Origin of the sequence: Sphingobium sp. IP1 (assembly GCF_002708645.1) — a bacterium.
GTDB classification, from domain to species: domain Bacteria; phylum Pseudomonadota; class Alphaproteobacteria; order Sphingomonadales; family Sphingomonadaceae; genus Sphingobium; species Sphingobium yanoikuyae.
In genome coordinates, this window is sequence record NZ_NOIW01000001.1 from 1 (window position 1) to 13,368 (window position 13,368).

The 13,368-nt window shown below is 66.2% G+C and carries 19 protein-coding genes; 12 read left to right on the plus strand and 7 right to left on the minus strand.

Annotated elements, in window-relative coordinates; all coding sequences use genetic code 11:
* A partial coding sequence (locus tag CG471_RS00010; RefSeq protein ID WP_257211350.1) for a glycine zipper 2TM domain-containing protein occupies positions 1 to 474 on the plus strand: 474 nt, incomplete at its 5' end.
* Between the two features lie 30 nt (positions 475 to 504).
* Here CG471_RS00010 and CG471_RS00015 read toward each other — a convergent pair.
* Complete coding sequence (locus CG471_RS00015) at positions 505 to 1,113, minus strand: thermonuclease family protein (protein WP_017499118.1); 609 nt, start codon at positions 1,111 to 1,113, stop codon at positions 505 to 507.
* A gap of 151 nt (positions 1,114 to 1,264) precedes the next feature.
* On the opposite strand from CG471_RS00015, the gene CG471_RS00020 reads away from it, so the two are divergent.
* Positions 1,265 to 1,681 (plus strand): globin, encoded by a 417-nt coding sequence (locus tag CG471_RS00020; RefSeq protein ID WP_099229714.1) that lies wholly within the window; start codon positions 1,265 to 1,267, stop codon positions 1,679 to 1,681.
* 3 nt (positions 1,682 to 1,684) lie between these two features.
* Here CG471_RS00020 and CG471_RS00025 read toward each other — a convergent pair whose 3' ends face one another.
* Complete coding sequence (locus tag CG471_RS00025) at positions 1,685 to 1,999, minus strand: hypothetical protein (RefSeq protein WP_004209937.1); 315 nt, start codon at positions 1,997 to 1,999, stop codon at positions 1,685 to 1,687.
* A 165-nt stretch (positions 2,000 to 2,164) separates the two neighbouring features.
* On the opposite strand from CG471_RS00025, the gene CG471_RS00030 reads away from it, so the two are divergent.
* The 5 genes from CG471_RS00030 to CG471_RS00050 all read left to right on the plus strand — a co-directional run bounded on the left by CG471_RS00030 (position 2,165) and on the right by CG471_RS00050 (position 5,202).
* Entirely contained in the window at positions 2,165 to 2,545 is a 381-nt protein-coding gene (locus CG471_RS00030; protein WP_004209940.1) for a RidA family protein, read from the plus strand.
* A gap of 15 nt (positions 2,546 to 2,560) precedes the next feature.
* Positions 2,561 to 2,917, plus strand: coding sequence for an ArsC family reductase (locus CG471_RS00035; protein WP_004209945.1), 357 nt, complete (start codon positions 2,561 to 2,563; stop codon positions 2,915 to 2,917).
* Positions 2,914 to 3,960: a glycerophosphodiester phosphodiesterase gene (locus CG471_RS00040; protein ID WP_099229716.1), complete on the plus strand. Its 1,047-nt coding sequence runs from the start codon at positions 2,914 to 2,916 to the stop codon at positions 3,958 to 3,960. The genes CG471_RS00035 and CG471_RS00040 overlap by 4 nt, the downstream gene beginning before the upstream one ends.
* Positions 3,961 to 4,054: 94 nt before the next feature.
* Entirely contained in the window at positions 4,055 to 4,480 is a 426-nt protein-coding gene (locus tag CG471_RS00045) for an Rrf2 family transcriptional regulator (protein ID WP_004209947.1), read from the plus strand.
* Between the two features lie 65 nt (positions 4,481 to 4,545).
* Positions 4,546 to 5,202, plus strand: coding sequence for an MBL fold metallo-hydrolase (locus tag CG471_RS00050; RefSeq protein ID WP_099229718.1), 657 nt, complete (start codon positions 4,546 to 4,548; stop codon positions 5,200 to 5,202).
* Here CG471_RS00050 and CG471_RS00055 read toward each other — a convergent pair.
* Complete coding sequence (locus CG471_RS00055; protein ID WP_026108754.1) at positions 5,199 to 5,627, minus strand: MAPEG family protein; 429 nt, start codon at positions 5,625 to 5,627, stop codon at positions 5,199 to 5,201. The genes CG471_RS00050 and CG471_RS00055 overlap by 4 nt on opposite strands.
* A 206-nt stretch (positions 5,628 to 5,833) precedes the next feature.
* Here CG471_RS00055 and rpmF point away from each other — a divergent pair, with 206 nt between their 5' ends.
* From rpmF to CG471_RS00080, 5 genes are all read left to right on the plus strand, one after another.
* Positions 5,834 to 6,013 carry a 50S ribosomal protein L32 gene (rpmF, locus tag CG471_RS00060; RefSeq protein ID WP_004209950.1) on the plus strand — a complete coding sequence of 60 codons (180 nt, stop codon included), beginning with the start codon at positions 5,834 to 5,836 and terminating at the stop codon, positions 6,011 to 6,013.
* Between the two features lie 66 nt (positions 6,014 to 6,079).
* Positions 6,080 to 7,105, plus strand: coding sequence for a phosphate acyltransferase PlsX (gene plsX, locus CG471_RS00065; protein ID WP_010336845.1), 1,026 nt, complete (start codon positions 6,080 to 6,082; stop codon positions 7,103 to 7,105).
* Positions 7,102 to 8,070: a beta-ketoacyl-ACP synthase III gene (locus tag CG471_RS00070; protein ID WP_099229720.1), complete on the plus strand. Its 969-nt coding sequence runs from the start codon at positions 7,102 to 7,104 to the stop codon at positions 8,068 to 8,070. Before plsX ends, CG471_RS00070 begins: the two co-directional genes overlap by 4 nt.
* Positions 8,071 to 8,195: 125 nt before the next feature.
* Positions 8,196 to 8,492 carry an integration host factor subunit alpha gene (ihfA, locus tag CG471_RS00075; protein ID WP_004209953.1) on the plus strand — a complete coding sequence of 99 codons (297 nt, stop codon included), beginning with the start codon at positions 8,196 to 8,198 and terminating at the stop codon, positions 8,490 to 8,492.
* An 82-nt stretch (positions 8,493 to 8,574) separates the two neighbouring features.
* Entirely contained in the window at positions 8,575 to 8,919 is a 345-nt protein-coding gene (locus CG471_RS00080) for a MerR family transcriptional regulator (protein WP_099229722.1), read from the plus strand.
* Between the two features lie 6 nt (positions 8,920 to 8,925).
* Here the strand turns inward: CG471_RS00080 and CG471_RS00085 are convergent, their stop codons facing one another.
* The 4 genes from CG471_RS00085 to CG471_RS00100 all read right to left on the minus strand — a co-directional run bounded on the left by CG471_RS00085 (position 8,926) and on the right by CG471_RS00100 (position 13,261).
* Positions 8,926 to 9,450 (minus strand): GNAT family N-acetyltransferase, encoded by a 525-nt coding sequence (locus CG471_RS00085; protein ID WP_099229724.1) that lies wholly within the window; start codon positions 9,448 to 9,450, stop codon positions 8,926 to 8,928.
* 2 nt (positions 9,451 to 9,452) lie between these two features.
* Positions 9,453 to 9,995 carry a histidine phosphatase family protein gene (locus CG471_RS00090; protein ID WP_017499105.1) on the minus strand — a complete coding sequence of 181 codons (543 nt, stop codon included), beginning with the start codon at positions 9,993 to 9,995 and terminating at the stop codon, positions 9,453 to 9,455.
* A 91-nt stretch (positions 9,996 to 10,086) separates the two neighbouring features.
* Entirely contained in the window at positions 10,087 to 12,840 is a 2,754-nt protein-coding gene (locus CG471_RS00095) for an ATP-dependent DNA helicase (protein ID WP_099229726.1), read from the minus strand.
* Positions 12,841 to 12,889: 49 nt separating this feature from the next.
* A complete protein-coding gene (locus tag CG471_RS00100; protein ID WP_099229912.1) occupies positions 12,890 to 13,261 on the minus strand; it encodes a PilZ domain-containing protein in 372 nt (123 codons plus the stop codon).
* Positions 13,262 to 13,368: the final 107 nt, after the last annotated feature.

A 13,368-nucleotide genomic window follows, 5' to 3' on the forward strand; every position in this document is an offset into this window, starting at 1 on the left:
GGCGGCAATCATGCCCAGCGTCCGCCCCAGCCCGGCCGGCCGGGGGCAGGCCGCCCGCCCCAGCCGGGCCGGCCCGGCAATGGTCGTCCGCCCCAATATGGCCGTCCCGGCAACCATCGCCCGCCGCCGCCCCGTGGCAATTATCGCCGGCCCGGCCCGCCGGTCTATGCCTATGACTGGAACCGGCCCGATCCGCGCTATGGCGGCCGTTATCGCCCCGACCGCTATTATCGCGGCGGCTATGCGCCGATCCGGGTCGACCGCAGCATGCGCATCTATCGCGGCTATGACGACCGCTATTATTGCCGCCGTTCGGACGGCACCACCGGCCTCATCATCGGCGGCGCGATCGGCGCGCTGATCGGCGGCCAGCTTGATCGCGGCTATTCCAACACGGCGGGCATATTGATCGGCGGCGGCGCCGGCGCGCTGCTCGGCCGCGAGATCGACCGCGGCAGCCTGAGCTGCCGCTGATCGGGAAAGGGGGCGAAGGCGCCCCCTTTTTCAGCACCAGGGGTGGCGGCGTCCGTCCCAGGTCCGGGCCAGCCCTTCGTCCACCAGCTGCTGGCCGATCGACTGGCCATCACGCGTCACGATCCGCAGCGCCCGGCCATATTTGTCGGTCGCCCGTCCGTCGATCTCCAGCGAGAAGGGGCCGGCATTCATCAATTGCTGCAACCGGCTGGTCGCCCGCGCGCCCAGCGCGCCTTCCTCCGGGCAGCGCGGCCCATGGGTTTCGGGCGTGTCGATGTCGGCGATCCGATATTTCTCGCCCCGGAACCAGAAAGTGTCGCCATCGACGACGCAATTGGTCCCGCCGCCGCTATGGCAATAGCCGAAATCGGCCGACAGCTGGTCGGCGCTGGCGCTCGACGGGGCGGTGCCGGTCGACGCCGTCGGCATCGCGATCTCGGGCGCCAGTCGCGCCCACCAGTCGGGCGCCTGCCAGCCGATCATCATCCCCAGCGCCAGCACCAATCCCAGTGTCTTGCCGCTGAAGCCGCTGCGCTGGGGCGCGGGGCGACGAAAGCGCGCCTGTCCGGCACGCGCCGCCTCCCGGCGCCAGAGTGTGTCGATGCGGTCGGGGGTGAATCGGTCGGGGCGTCTGGACATGGTGCGCCCCTAGCAGGTTCAGGAAAAACAGAGGGTTAAATCTGATCCGGCTTGTCCCCATTTCGGGGCGAACCGGCGTTTGATCGGGATCAATGTGGGAAGCGCAGGGGATGCGCAGGGTGCGTCGGCCTCAGCCCATGGAGATTGCCGCATGAACGCCGCCGCGCCGCCCAGCCCCTATGTCCGCATCGGCGGCGAACCGGTCGTCCGCGCCATCGCAAACCGCTTCTATGACCTGCTGGAAAGCGACCCGGCCTATGTCGAGCTGCGCGCCATTCATGCCGCCGACCTCTCCGTGGTGCGCCACGGTCTCACCCGCTTCCTGTGCGGCTGGCTGGGCGGCCCGCGCGACTGGTTCCAGCGCGGCACCTGCATCATGTCGCTGCACCGCGCCTTTCCGATCACGCCGCAACTGGCCGATCAATGGGCGACGGCGGCCGCCTGCGCCATCGCCATGCAGGAGGATCTCGACACCGACATTGCCGACGCCATGGCGGAAGCGCTCGGCCATATGGCGCGGGGCATGATCAATTTCGGCCTTGCGCCGGCACAGGCGCACCCCGCCTAGCGGCTAGTCGTCATCCTCGTTGAGGATTTCGTCCTCCTCGCCATCATCCTCGTCGTCCATCCGCGGCTCGCCATCGAACGCGCCCTCGTCGATCCAGCCGGACCGGTCCATCTCGTTCATCTTGTCGACCAGGTCGGGGACATCGTCGGGAATGATCTGCGCCGGGTTGGGCCGCCCGCCATGCTCGCTCTCTTCGCTCAGGTCGCTGGTCCGGCCCAGCGCATCGTCGGCGACGTCATTCGCCTGGGTGCCGGCATCGGCCTGTTCGCTATTCTCCTCACTCTCGTCGGGGAAGGGGCGATTGTCGGACATCGTCATGGCGCGTCTCCTTGCAGGGGCATGTCCCCCTCCAACGATCACCCCATTTTCCCGTTCCGCGCAAGCGCGCCCGGAAACGCACTGGACAGCGCGGAACCAAGGGGGCAAAGGCCGTCGCGATCCTTTTCGCCCCGATCCTTTTCGCATCGCAACAGGAATCCCTCCATGTCCCGCCAGCTCATTTCCTCCGGCTCGCCCTTCGAGGCGCAGGTCGGCTATTCGCGCGCCGTCGTCCAGGGCGACTGGTGCTTCGTCGCCGGCACCACCGGCACCGATCCCGAAACCAAGATCATGCCCGAAAGCGTGGTCGATCAGGGCGTCAACGCGCTCAAGGTGATCGGCAAGGCGCTTGAAGACGCCGGCTTCTCCTTTGCCGATGTCGTGCGCGTCACTTATTATATCACCGACCCTGCCTATTGGGACGATCTGGGCAAGGCCACCGCGCCCATCTTTGGCGAGATCCGCCCGGCCGCCAGCTGCGTCGTCGCTGGCCTCATCAAGCCGGAGATGAAGATCGAAATCGAAGTCACCGCCTTCAAAGGGTAACAGGGACACATCATCATGATTACCATGTACGGCATCAAGAATTGCGACACGATCAAGAAGGCCCGCAACTGGCTGGACAATGAGCGCGTCGCCTATAATTTCCACGACTATAAGGTCGCCGGCGTCGACAAGGAAAAGCTGGAGGAATGGGTGATGGAGCATGGTTGGGAAACCATCCTCAACCGCTCCGGCACCACCTTCAAGGCGCTCGACGCGGGGGACAAGGCGCATATCGACGCGGACAAGGCGATCCTGCTGATGATCACCAACCCCTCGATGATCAAGCGCCCGATCCTCGACACCGGCAAGGGCACGGTCGTCGGTTTCAAGGCGACGACCTATGAAAACGCGCTGAAAGGCGTGATGGCGTGATCGGACGGGGGCTGCTGGGCATCGGGGCATTGCTGATGATGGGCCTGCTCCCCCTTTCCGCCGTCCGGGCCGCCGACCCGCTGATCATCGCGCATCGCGGTGCCAGCGGCGAGCGGCCCGAACATACGCTCGCCAGCTATGAACGGGCGATCGACCAGGGCGCCGACTATATCGAGCCCGATCTGGTCCTGACCAGGGATGGCGTGCTGGTCGCCCGGCATGAGAATGAGATTGGCGGCACTACCGACGTCGCCGACCATCCCGAATTTGCCGATCGCAAGACGACCAAGACGATCGACGGCATGGAAATGACCGGCTGGTTCACCGAGGATTTCACCCTCGGCGAACTGCGCACGCTGCGGGCGCGGGAACGTCTGCCCGATCTGCGCCCGGCCAATGTCCGCTTCAACGACCTTTATCTCATCCCGACCTTCGAGGAGATATTGAAGCTGGTCCGCGCCAAGGAAGCGGAGCAGCATCGTCGTATCGGCCTCTATCCCGAAACCAAGCATCCCAGCTATTTCGCCGGCATCGGCCTGCCGCACCAGCAGGCGCTGCTCGATCTGCTCGGCAAATATGGCTACACCAATGCCGACGATCCGGTCTTCATCCAGTCGTTCGAGGTCGGCAATCTCAAGGCCCTGCATGAAGCGACCCGCCTGCGCCTCATCCAGCTCGTCGATGCCGAAGGCGGCCCCGCTGACGAACCCGGCACGACCTATGCCGACATGATGAGCGTCTCCGGGCTGGAGGCGATTGCCGGTTATGCCACCGGCCTTGGTCCGTCCGCTGCCATGGTACTGGCACCCGATGGGGCGACCGCGCTGGTCGGCCGTGCCCATGATGCCGGGCTTCAGGTCCATATCTGGACGCTGCGGATGGAAAACAGCTTCCTGCCCGACCAGTATAAGCGGCCGGACGATCCGCAGGGCCGGGGCGACTTTGCCGGCTATGTCCAGGCGATCGCCGCGACCGGCGTCGACGGCATTTTCAGCGATTTCCCCAGGCAGGCGCGCGACGCTCTGAGCAACACGCAGCCCTGATCGGCAACATCGCATAAATTAAAGCGGATTTTCCCTTCTCTACCCTGCGGCTCGACTTGCCAAAGCCGGGCCGCAGGCGAATAACGAACAGACCATGCTGTCCCAGAAGACCCGTTACGCCATCCGCGCGCTCCAGCATCTTGCCGACCGCTATCGCCAGGGGCCCGTGCCCCTCAACGAGATTGCGACGCGCCAGAATATCCCGGCGAAATTCCTGACGGTGATCCTGTCCGAATTGTCGCGCGAAGGGCTGGTGGCGACCCAGCGGGGGCGCGACGGCGGCTATTGGCTGGCCTTGGCGCCGGTCGACATCAGCTATGGCGACATCGTACGCCTGACCCGCGGCTCGCTCGCGCTCACCCCCTGCGCCAGCCGTTTCGCCCATGAAAGCTGCACCAACTGCCTGCCCGAAAGCGAATGTCGCCTGCACCGGGTGATGCTGCGCGTCCGCGACGAAACCGCCAAGGTGCTCGACAGCATCAGCCTCGCCGAACCCTTCGCGGCCGAAGGGCTAGGGTAGGGCGCCGCAGAAGCAGGCGTGCCGACGCCCTTGCGCTCGCCCCGTCGCTCCGCCACATCGGCAGCATGACCACGCCGCCGCTCAAAGCCGCCCTGATCCCCGTCACCCCGCTGCAGCAGAACTGCACCCTTTTCTGGTGTACGGAAACGATGCGCGGCGCCTTTGTCGATCCGGGCGGCGACCTGCCGGTGCTGAAGAAGGCGGCGGCGCAGCATGGCGTCACGATCGAGAAGATTCTCGTCACCCATGGCCATATCGACCATTGCGGCCAGGCCGGCGTGCTGGCCCGCGACCTCGATGTCCCGATCGAGGGGCCGCATGAGGAGGATCGCTTCTGGATCGACCGGCTGCCGCAGGATGGCGAACGCTGGGGCATTCCCGGCGAGAGTTTCGAGCCGGATCGCTGGCTGGTCGATGGCGACCAGGTGAGCGTCGGCCATCTGACCTTCGACGTCTATCATTGCCCCGGCCACACGCCGGGCCATGTCGTCTTCCACCATGCGCCGAGCCAGCTCGCGATCGTGGGCGACGTGCTGTTCAAGGGCTCGATCGGCCGCACCGACTTCCCGCGCGGCAACCATCAGGACTTGATCGACGCGATCACCGGCAAGCTCTGGCCGCTCGGCGGCCAGACCGCCTTCGTCCCCGGCCATGGCGAGATGAGCAATTTCGCCTATGAACGGCGCACCAATCCCTATGTGGCCGATTCCGTTCTCGGTTAAACGCGGGCCATCGCTGGCGGGGCAGGCACGGCGCGAGTCGCGCCATAGGCGACATAGAGCGCCGCGACCGCCAGGCCGAGCATCACGATCCAGGTGAGCAGCGCGCCGCCCGCGCGCCAGACCGTCGGCTTGTCCGCGTCCATGCCAAAGCCATGGGCGATTCGGGCCAGCGCATAGATCATCGCCCCGATCCACAGCCATAGCGGCGCGCCGATCGCCATTTCGATCAGGCCGAAGAGAATCAGCACGATCGGCGTATATTCGATGAAATTGGCGTGCGCCCGCATCCGCCGGGCCAGCAGCATATTCCCCGAGTCGCCGTGCAAAAGCTTCGCGCCCACGCGGATTCGCGCGCAGCGCACCGCCAGCCAGAAATTGATGAGCGCACAGGCCGCAGCCAGTGTAAGCGTGATCGGCAACAACATGGGCATCCCCCTATTCGACGGGCCGCCACCATAGGCGCGGCGGGCCGGCGGGCAAGGAAGGACTTGCACCATCTTCAAAAACGGCTATAGGCGCAGGGCTTCGCGATCACCCGGGCCGCATGGTCTGCGGCACCCGTGCCGTCGGCGTCTCATTTGGAAACCGGCCAGTCGCATAACCAGATTTAATTACGGAAACAGGTGCCGACATGGCTGTCCCCAAAAGGAAAACTTCCCCGTCCAAGCGTGGCATGCGTCGCAGCCACGATTCGCTGCGCGTCGAAGCATTCCAGGAATGCTCGAACTGCGGTGAACTGAAGCGTCCCCACAATCTGTGCGACGCGTGCGGCCATTATAACGGCCGCGAAGTCATCGCCGTCGGGGCGTAAGACTTTTTCGATCTCCGCAAAGGGGTGATCTCAGTGTCCAGCCAACCGCGAATCGCAATTGACGCGATGGGCGGGGATGAAGGCGTGCGGGTGATGATGGCAGGCGTTGCGCTTGCCCGTCGCCGGCACGAAGGACTCCGCTTCACCCTTTTCGGCGACGAGACCCGGATCAAGGCGGCTCTCGACAACCACCCCAATTTGCGGGCGGCGTCGGAAGTCGTGCATTCCGACACGATCGTCGAGGGCACGGACAAGCCCAGCGTCGCGATTCGCAAGAAGAGCAGCTCGATGAGCATGGCGATCAACGCCGTGAAGTCGGGTGATGCCGGTGCGGCGGTTTCGGCCGGCAATACCGGTGCGCTCATGGCGATGGCGAAGCTGGCGCTGCGTACCATGCCCGGCGTCGATCGGCCTGCGCTGGCAGCGATGCTGCCCACCCTTGGCGACAATGATGTCGTCATGCTCGACCTTGGTGCCAATACCGAGTGCGATGCGCGCAATCTCGTCCAGTTCGCGGTGATGGGTGCGGCCTATGCCCGCATCGCGCTCGATCTGGAGCGGCCGCGCGTGCGCCTGCTCAACATCGGCACCGAAGAGCTCAAGGGCACGGACGAGATCCGTGATGCCGCCGCCGTGCTGCGCGCGGCCGACACCCTGCCATTCTCGTTCGACGGCTTTACCGAAGGCGACAAGATCGGCCGCGGCGAAACCGACGTGATCGTATGCGACGGCTTCTCGGGCAATGTCGCGCTCAAGACGGCCGAGGGCACTGCCCGCTTCGTCGCCGACCTGCTGCGCCGCGCCTTCTCCAGCTCGCTGCGGTCCAAGATCGGCTTCCTGATCTCGAAGCCGGCGATGCATCTGCTCAAGCATCATCTCGATCCCAACAATCATAATGGCGCCGTCTTCCTCGGCCTCAACGGGGTCGTGGTGAAGAGCCATGGCAGCGCTGACGCCAAGGGCGTGGCCAATGCGGTGCATGTCGCCGCCCGCCTGCTGGAAGAGGATATCACGCGACGCATCGCCGCCGACATGGCCGGGGTGCAGGATCTGTCCGCCGTCGCGTCCAAATTGGAGCTGCCCGTCAAGTGATGCGTCGATCCGTTCTCCTGGGCACGGGCTCGGCCCTGCCCGCACGCGTCGTCACCAATGCGGAACTGGCGCAGACCGTCGACACCAGCGACGAATGGATCGTCGAACGGACCGGCATCCGCACCCGCTATATCGCCGGCGAGGGGGAGACCACGACCACGCTGGCGACCGACGCCGCGAAGCGCGCGCTGGAGGCCGCCGGTCTCGCCGCGCAGGATATCGATCTCATCATCCTGGCGACTGCGACCCCGGACCAGACCTTCCCGGCCAGCGCTACGCTGGTGCAGGCCGCCCTCGGCATCGATGACGGCGTCGCCTTCGACGTGGCCGCCGTCTGCTCGGGCTTCCTCTATGCGATGACGGTCGCCGATTCGATGATCCGCTCGGGCGCGGCGCAGCGCGCGCTGGTGATCGGCGCGGAAACCTTCAGCCGCATTCTCGATTGGGAAGATCGCGCGACCTGCGTGCTGTTCGGCGATGGCGCCGGCGCCGTCGTGCTCGGTGCGGAGGAAAGCGCGGACGGCCAGCGTGGCATCCTCGCTGCCAAGCTGCATGCCGATGGCCGCCACAACCAGCTTCTCTACGTCGATGGCGGTCCTTCGACCACCCAGACGGTGGGCAAGGTCCGCATGAAGGGGCAGGAAGTGTTCCGCCATGCGGTGGTGAATCTCGCCACCGTGCTCAAGGAAGTGATGGCGATGGCGGAGATGACGCCGGCCGACATCGACTGGCTGGTGCCGCACCAGGCCAATGCCCGGATTCTCGACGCGACCGCGCGCAAGCTCAAACTGTCCCCGGACAAGGTCGTCGTCACCGTCGACCAGCATGCCAACACCTCGGCCGCCTCGGTGCCGCTGGCGCTGGATGCGGCGACCCGCGATGGCCGGATCAAGGCCGGCGATCTGATCGTGCTGGAAGCGATGGGCGGCGGCTTCACTTGGGGCGCCTGCGTCCTGCGGGTCTGATACGGCGGCGAAACGATCGCCCCTACGTATCTGACCTGCTTGCCGAATCACCCAACATGCATCACATTTGTGTCGCAATCATTTGCCCTGGCAGATGATGCAGGGGGGCACATTGGGGATTTGCGATGACCGGCACTGGCACACTGACCCGCGCTGATCTGGCGGAGAGCGTCAATCGTCACATTGGCTTGTCCCGCGCGGAAGCGGCGGCACTGGTCGAATCGATCCTGGAACATATGTCGACTGCGCTGGAGCGCGGCGAAAATGTGAAAATTTCGAGTTTCGGTACCTTCGTCCTGCGCGACAAGAATGAGCGCATGGGGCGCAACCCGAAGACCGGGATCGAGGTGCCGATCGAGCCGCGCCGGGTGCTCACATTCCGCGCGAGCCAGACGATGCGGGACCGTGTTGCCTCGACCTGAGGCAATTCGGTCATCTTTTGTAATATTGTCGCCTGTTTACCGTAGTTGACCTTTACGGGACTATGGGTGCAACATTGCGCCCATGGAAAAGGCCGAGGGCGCATTTCTGACCATCAGCGAACTGGCGACAGAGCTGGGTCTTGCCCAACATATTTTGCGCTATTGGGAAACCCGCTTTCCGCAATTGCGTCCGCTCCAGCGATCGGGCAACCGGCGCTACTATCGTCCTGCCGATGTGGCGCTGGCACGGCGCATCAACCAGTTGCTCAATGTCGAGGGCTTCACGGTCAAGGGCGCACAGAAGGCGCTGGCCGACGGTACGGATGACATAGCGATAGACCCGCTGCCCGCCGCGACGCCGGAGCCGGACCTGATCGCCCGGCTCGAAACCATCCGGGCCGATCTGGCGCGCGCCTTGGGCCGCTGATCCCGCTCAGAGCGTCCGGGCATAGACAAGATCGCGGAACGGTACGTCCCCGACCATGAAGGTCAGTTCGCCAATCTCGACAAAGTCATGCCGCGCATAGAAGCGCCGCGCCCGATCATTCTGTGGATAGACGGCCAGCAGCAGCCGGCGCGCGCCGCGTCGCCGGGCCTCCGTCAGCACCAGCGCCATCAGCGCGTCGCCATTGCCGCCGCCCTGCCACCCGCTCAGCAGATAGATGCGCTTGAGTTCGACATCCGCCCGATCGTCGGTCGGCACCGGCAGGTCGGGCGGGGTGATGAGTGCATAGCCGACCGGCGCGCCGAGAGGCGTCTCGCCGATCAGGATCGTCTGGGCCGGATCGGCCAGCGCGGCACGATAATAGTCCTCGCCATGCGCCTTGCGGATATGGGTGACCAGCGCCTCGCCGGGATGGTCATGGGCAAAGCTGGCAAGGAAGGTGGCGCCGCCCAATATCGCCAATGCGGCGGCGTCGGAGGCGACGGCCGGCCGCCAGTGAATCGGCGTGGTCAAGCTCAGCGCGATCCTGGACCCAGAGCCGGGTCCAGGTCGCGGGGGCGGGTGAAGCTCAGCAATGTGCCGCACTTGTCCGTCGTCGCGTCCCACTGGTCGATGGCGAGATCCATCACCGCGATGCTGGCGGTCGGGAATTTGATCTCCACATCCTCGCGCAGCGGATTGGCGCCATCATCGGGGACCAGGCTCAGGATCAGTTCCTCGAAACCGGGATTATGTCCCGCCATCAGCACGCTGTCCGCCTCGTCCGGCAAATCGCGCAGCACGTCGATCAGGGTCGGGGCGGAGGCCAGATAGATGCGCCGGTCCCAGCGCGCGTCCAGCGTTTCGCCATAACCGGTGAAGAATGTGTCGAGCGTCTGGACGACGCGGGCAGCGGGGGAGGCAACCAGCAGGTCGAACCGCATATCCTTCCGCGCGGCGAACTGGCCCATCAGCAGCGCGGCCTTTTCCCCCCGGCGGTTGAGCGGCCGGTCGAAATCCCGCGCGACCGGATCGTCCCAATCGGACTTGGCATGGCGCAACAGGGTCAACCGCTTCATTCTCGCTCCAGCTCCTCGCGCCTTGTCGCGGCGGAATATTTCCTGCCGACTCGCAAAAACGCAGAAAACAAAGGCGCTGCGCCCTGTCGGGTCACCGCATGCCGGGTTCGCTTCCCTGATGCCCTAACGTTGTTCGGTCGCCAAGACCAGCGTCCTGCATGTCCCGCCCCTGCATCTTTGCGCTGACGGCGATGATCGCCTCGTCCAGCGTCAGCCGGCGGATCGGCGTGCCCGGCGGGAAGGCGCTCAGCAGCCGGCTCGGCATGGCGGCGGACAGGATCACGAAACTGCCCTTGTCCTCGGCGCGTCGGATCAGCCGGCCGAACGCCTGCGCCAGACGCGCGCGGATCAGCCGGTCGTCATAGGCGCTGCCACCCCCCGCCAGGCGCCGGGCGGCATGCAGCACGGTCGGCTTGGACCAGGGCACGCCCTCCATCACCACCAGCCGCAGCGAATGGCCGGGCACATCGACGCCATCGCGCAGCGCATCGGTGCCCAGCAGCGATGCACGCGGATCGTCGCGGAAGATATCGACCAATGTGCCGGTATCCATCGGATCGACATGCTGGGCATAGAGCGGCAGGCCGGCGCGGGCGAGCCGGTCGGCGATGCGCGCATGTACGGCCCGCAACCGCCGGATCGCGGTGAACAGGCCCAGCGTGCCGCCACCCGATGCCTCGATCAGCCGGGCATAGGCGCCCGACATGGCGGCGATGTCGCCGCGCTTGATGTCGGTGACGATCAGCACCTCGGCCCGACCGGGATAGTCGAACGGGCTGGCCGCCTCGAACCGTTCGGCGCTGTGGGGCAGGTGGGTGACGCCGCTGCGGGCTTCGGCATTGGACCAGTCGCCGCCGCCCTTCAGCGTGGCGGAGGTGACGATCACCCCCTGCGCGGGTTGCAGCACCGCCTCGGCCAGCGGCCGGGTCGGGTCGAGCCAGTGGCGGTGCAGCCCGATATCATATTCGCGCCCTTCCACCCGATCGACCGTCATCCAGTCGACGAAATCGGGGTCGGCCGGGCCGCCGATCCGCGCCAGCAGCGCCAGCCAGGCGCTGATCAGGTCGCGGCGCCAGCCCAGCGATCCGATCGCTCCTTCGATCCGCGCTCGCGCTGCGCCGTCGAGCCAGTCCGGCGCATCCTCCAGCACCGCTTCCAGCCGCTTGGACAAGCGGACGAGTGGTTTCAGCAGCGCATCGAGGGCGATCGCCGCTTCCTGCGCCGCCTCGACCAGCGGTCCATCGGGTTCGGCCAGTTCGGTCTCCAGCCCATAGCCGGCATCCGCCTCGCCGCTGTCGGCGGCGCGCGCGAAGACGGTGCCGCGCACCGTGGCGAGCAGTTCCTCCAGCGGGCCGAAAGGCTCACCCGCGACGATCCGTTTCAGCCAGTCGTCGGCCGGCAGGGAGCGCGCGGCTTCGACCGCAGTGCGGATCGCCTCGCCCCCTTCCTCGTCATAGCTGGCAAGGTCGGACAGGCGCGCGGCCAGGCCCCGGCGGCGGCCGCGCGATCCGCCTTCCGGTCCCATCACCCAGCGCCGCAGTTCGATCGCCTCCTGCCCCGACAGCGCGACCGAGAAGGTCGAATCGGCGGCGTCGAATAGATGATGGCCCTCGTCGAAGACGATGCGCTGCGGGCGCTGCCCGGTCTCGCGACCGCGCGCGGCGTTGATCATCACCAGCGCATGATTGGCGATGACGATGTCAGCCTCGGCCGATGCCCGCGCCGACCGTTCGATGAAGCATTTCCGATAATGGGGGCAACCGGCATAGATGCATTCGCCGCGCCGGTCGGTCAGCGCGGTGGAGCCGTTGCGCCGGAACAGGATGGGCAGCCAGCCAGGCAGGTCGCCGCCGACCATGTCGCCATCCTTGGAGAAGGCGGCCCAGCGCGCGACCAGTTGCGCCAATATGGCGGCGCGGCCGGCAAAACCGCCCTGCAACGCATCTTCCAGATTGAGCAGGCAGAGATAATTTTCCCGTCCCTTGCGCACCACCACGCGTCGCGCGGCGGTCGCCGGATCGGGGAAGAGGCGCAGCGATTCCCGGTCGAGCTGGCGTTGCAGCGCCTTGGTATAGGTGGATATCCACACCGTGCCCTGCGCCTGTGCGGCCCAGAGCGAGGCGGGAGCGAGATAGCCCAGCGTCTTGCCGATGCCGGTGCCGGCTTCCGCCAGCAGCATATTGGGCTGGTCGCGATGCGTGCGCGGGCGAAAGGCCTCCATCGCGGCGGCGGCATAGGCGCGCTGGCCGGGACGGGGTTCGGCGCCCGGTCCGGTCAGGCTGTCGAGCCGCGCCAGCACGGCCTCCTCCTCCATCGCGACGGTGCGCGGGGCAGGGCGGGGCGCAGCCTCCTCCCATTCGGGCAGCTTGGAAAAGAGCCAGCGTTCCGCCTCCGCCGGGCGGCTGATGCGCGGCGCGACCAGCGGCGACCAGGGCCAGCGCAGCCGGTGCAGCGCCTGCGCCGCGGTCCAGCCGCCCTCCCTTTCTTTCCATTCCGGCGAATCGAGCCGGTCGAGCAGCGCGCGCGCCGCCATCTGCAGCAGGGCCGGAATATCGCCTTCCTGTGCCGGTTGCGGCAGGTCCAGCGCCTCGGCCAGCCCCTTGGGCGTGGGCACCAGAAAGCGCGCGGGATGGACGAAGGCCCAGAGTTCCAGCAGGTCGAGCCCGTTGAGATCGGGATAGCCCAGCCGTTGACCGGTCAGCGGCGCATTGAGCAGCAGCGTCGGCGTCTCGGCGGTGCGGGCGATGGCCTGCCCCTTGGCGACGCCCATGGTGCGGCTGCCTTCGCGCAGCCAGATGCCGCCATGGCTGGCATGGAGGGCGGGCAGGGCAGCGGGGTCGATCACCCGCCCGGCTTAGGGCAAGGCGAACAAAAGGGAAACCGAAATGCGCCGATCAACTGGTCCGGCGGCCAAAACCCATGGGACCGGAATAGATGAAGGCGGGCGCAGCCGGTCGGGGCTGGAACGCCACCGGCGCGCGGCGGGCCAGGCGCGCCATCTCCAGCTGCTCGAACAAAGGCCCTTCGGTCAGGATATAGGGAAAACGGATGCCCATCCGGTCCTCTTCCGACCAGCGCACCGTGCCGAACACACTATAGCCATCAATATCCAGCTGACACTGGCTTCCGGTCGGCAGCGAACAGCCGACGACCTGCGCGCCGCCCGCGCTCAGATCGACGATCGTCCCTTCCAGGCTATCGAGCACAGTCGTGATGGTGATCGCGATGTCGACGGGAATCCGTTCGCGGCTGCGGGGTGTCTGCATGGGAGCCTCCATATGACCAGACCATGGAGGAACAGGGTGAACAAAATCTAAATATGAAGCCCGGTTTAACGCGTTTTTGCCTCCAAAAGCCGTTCCCTTTCGGCCTT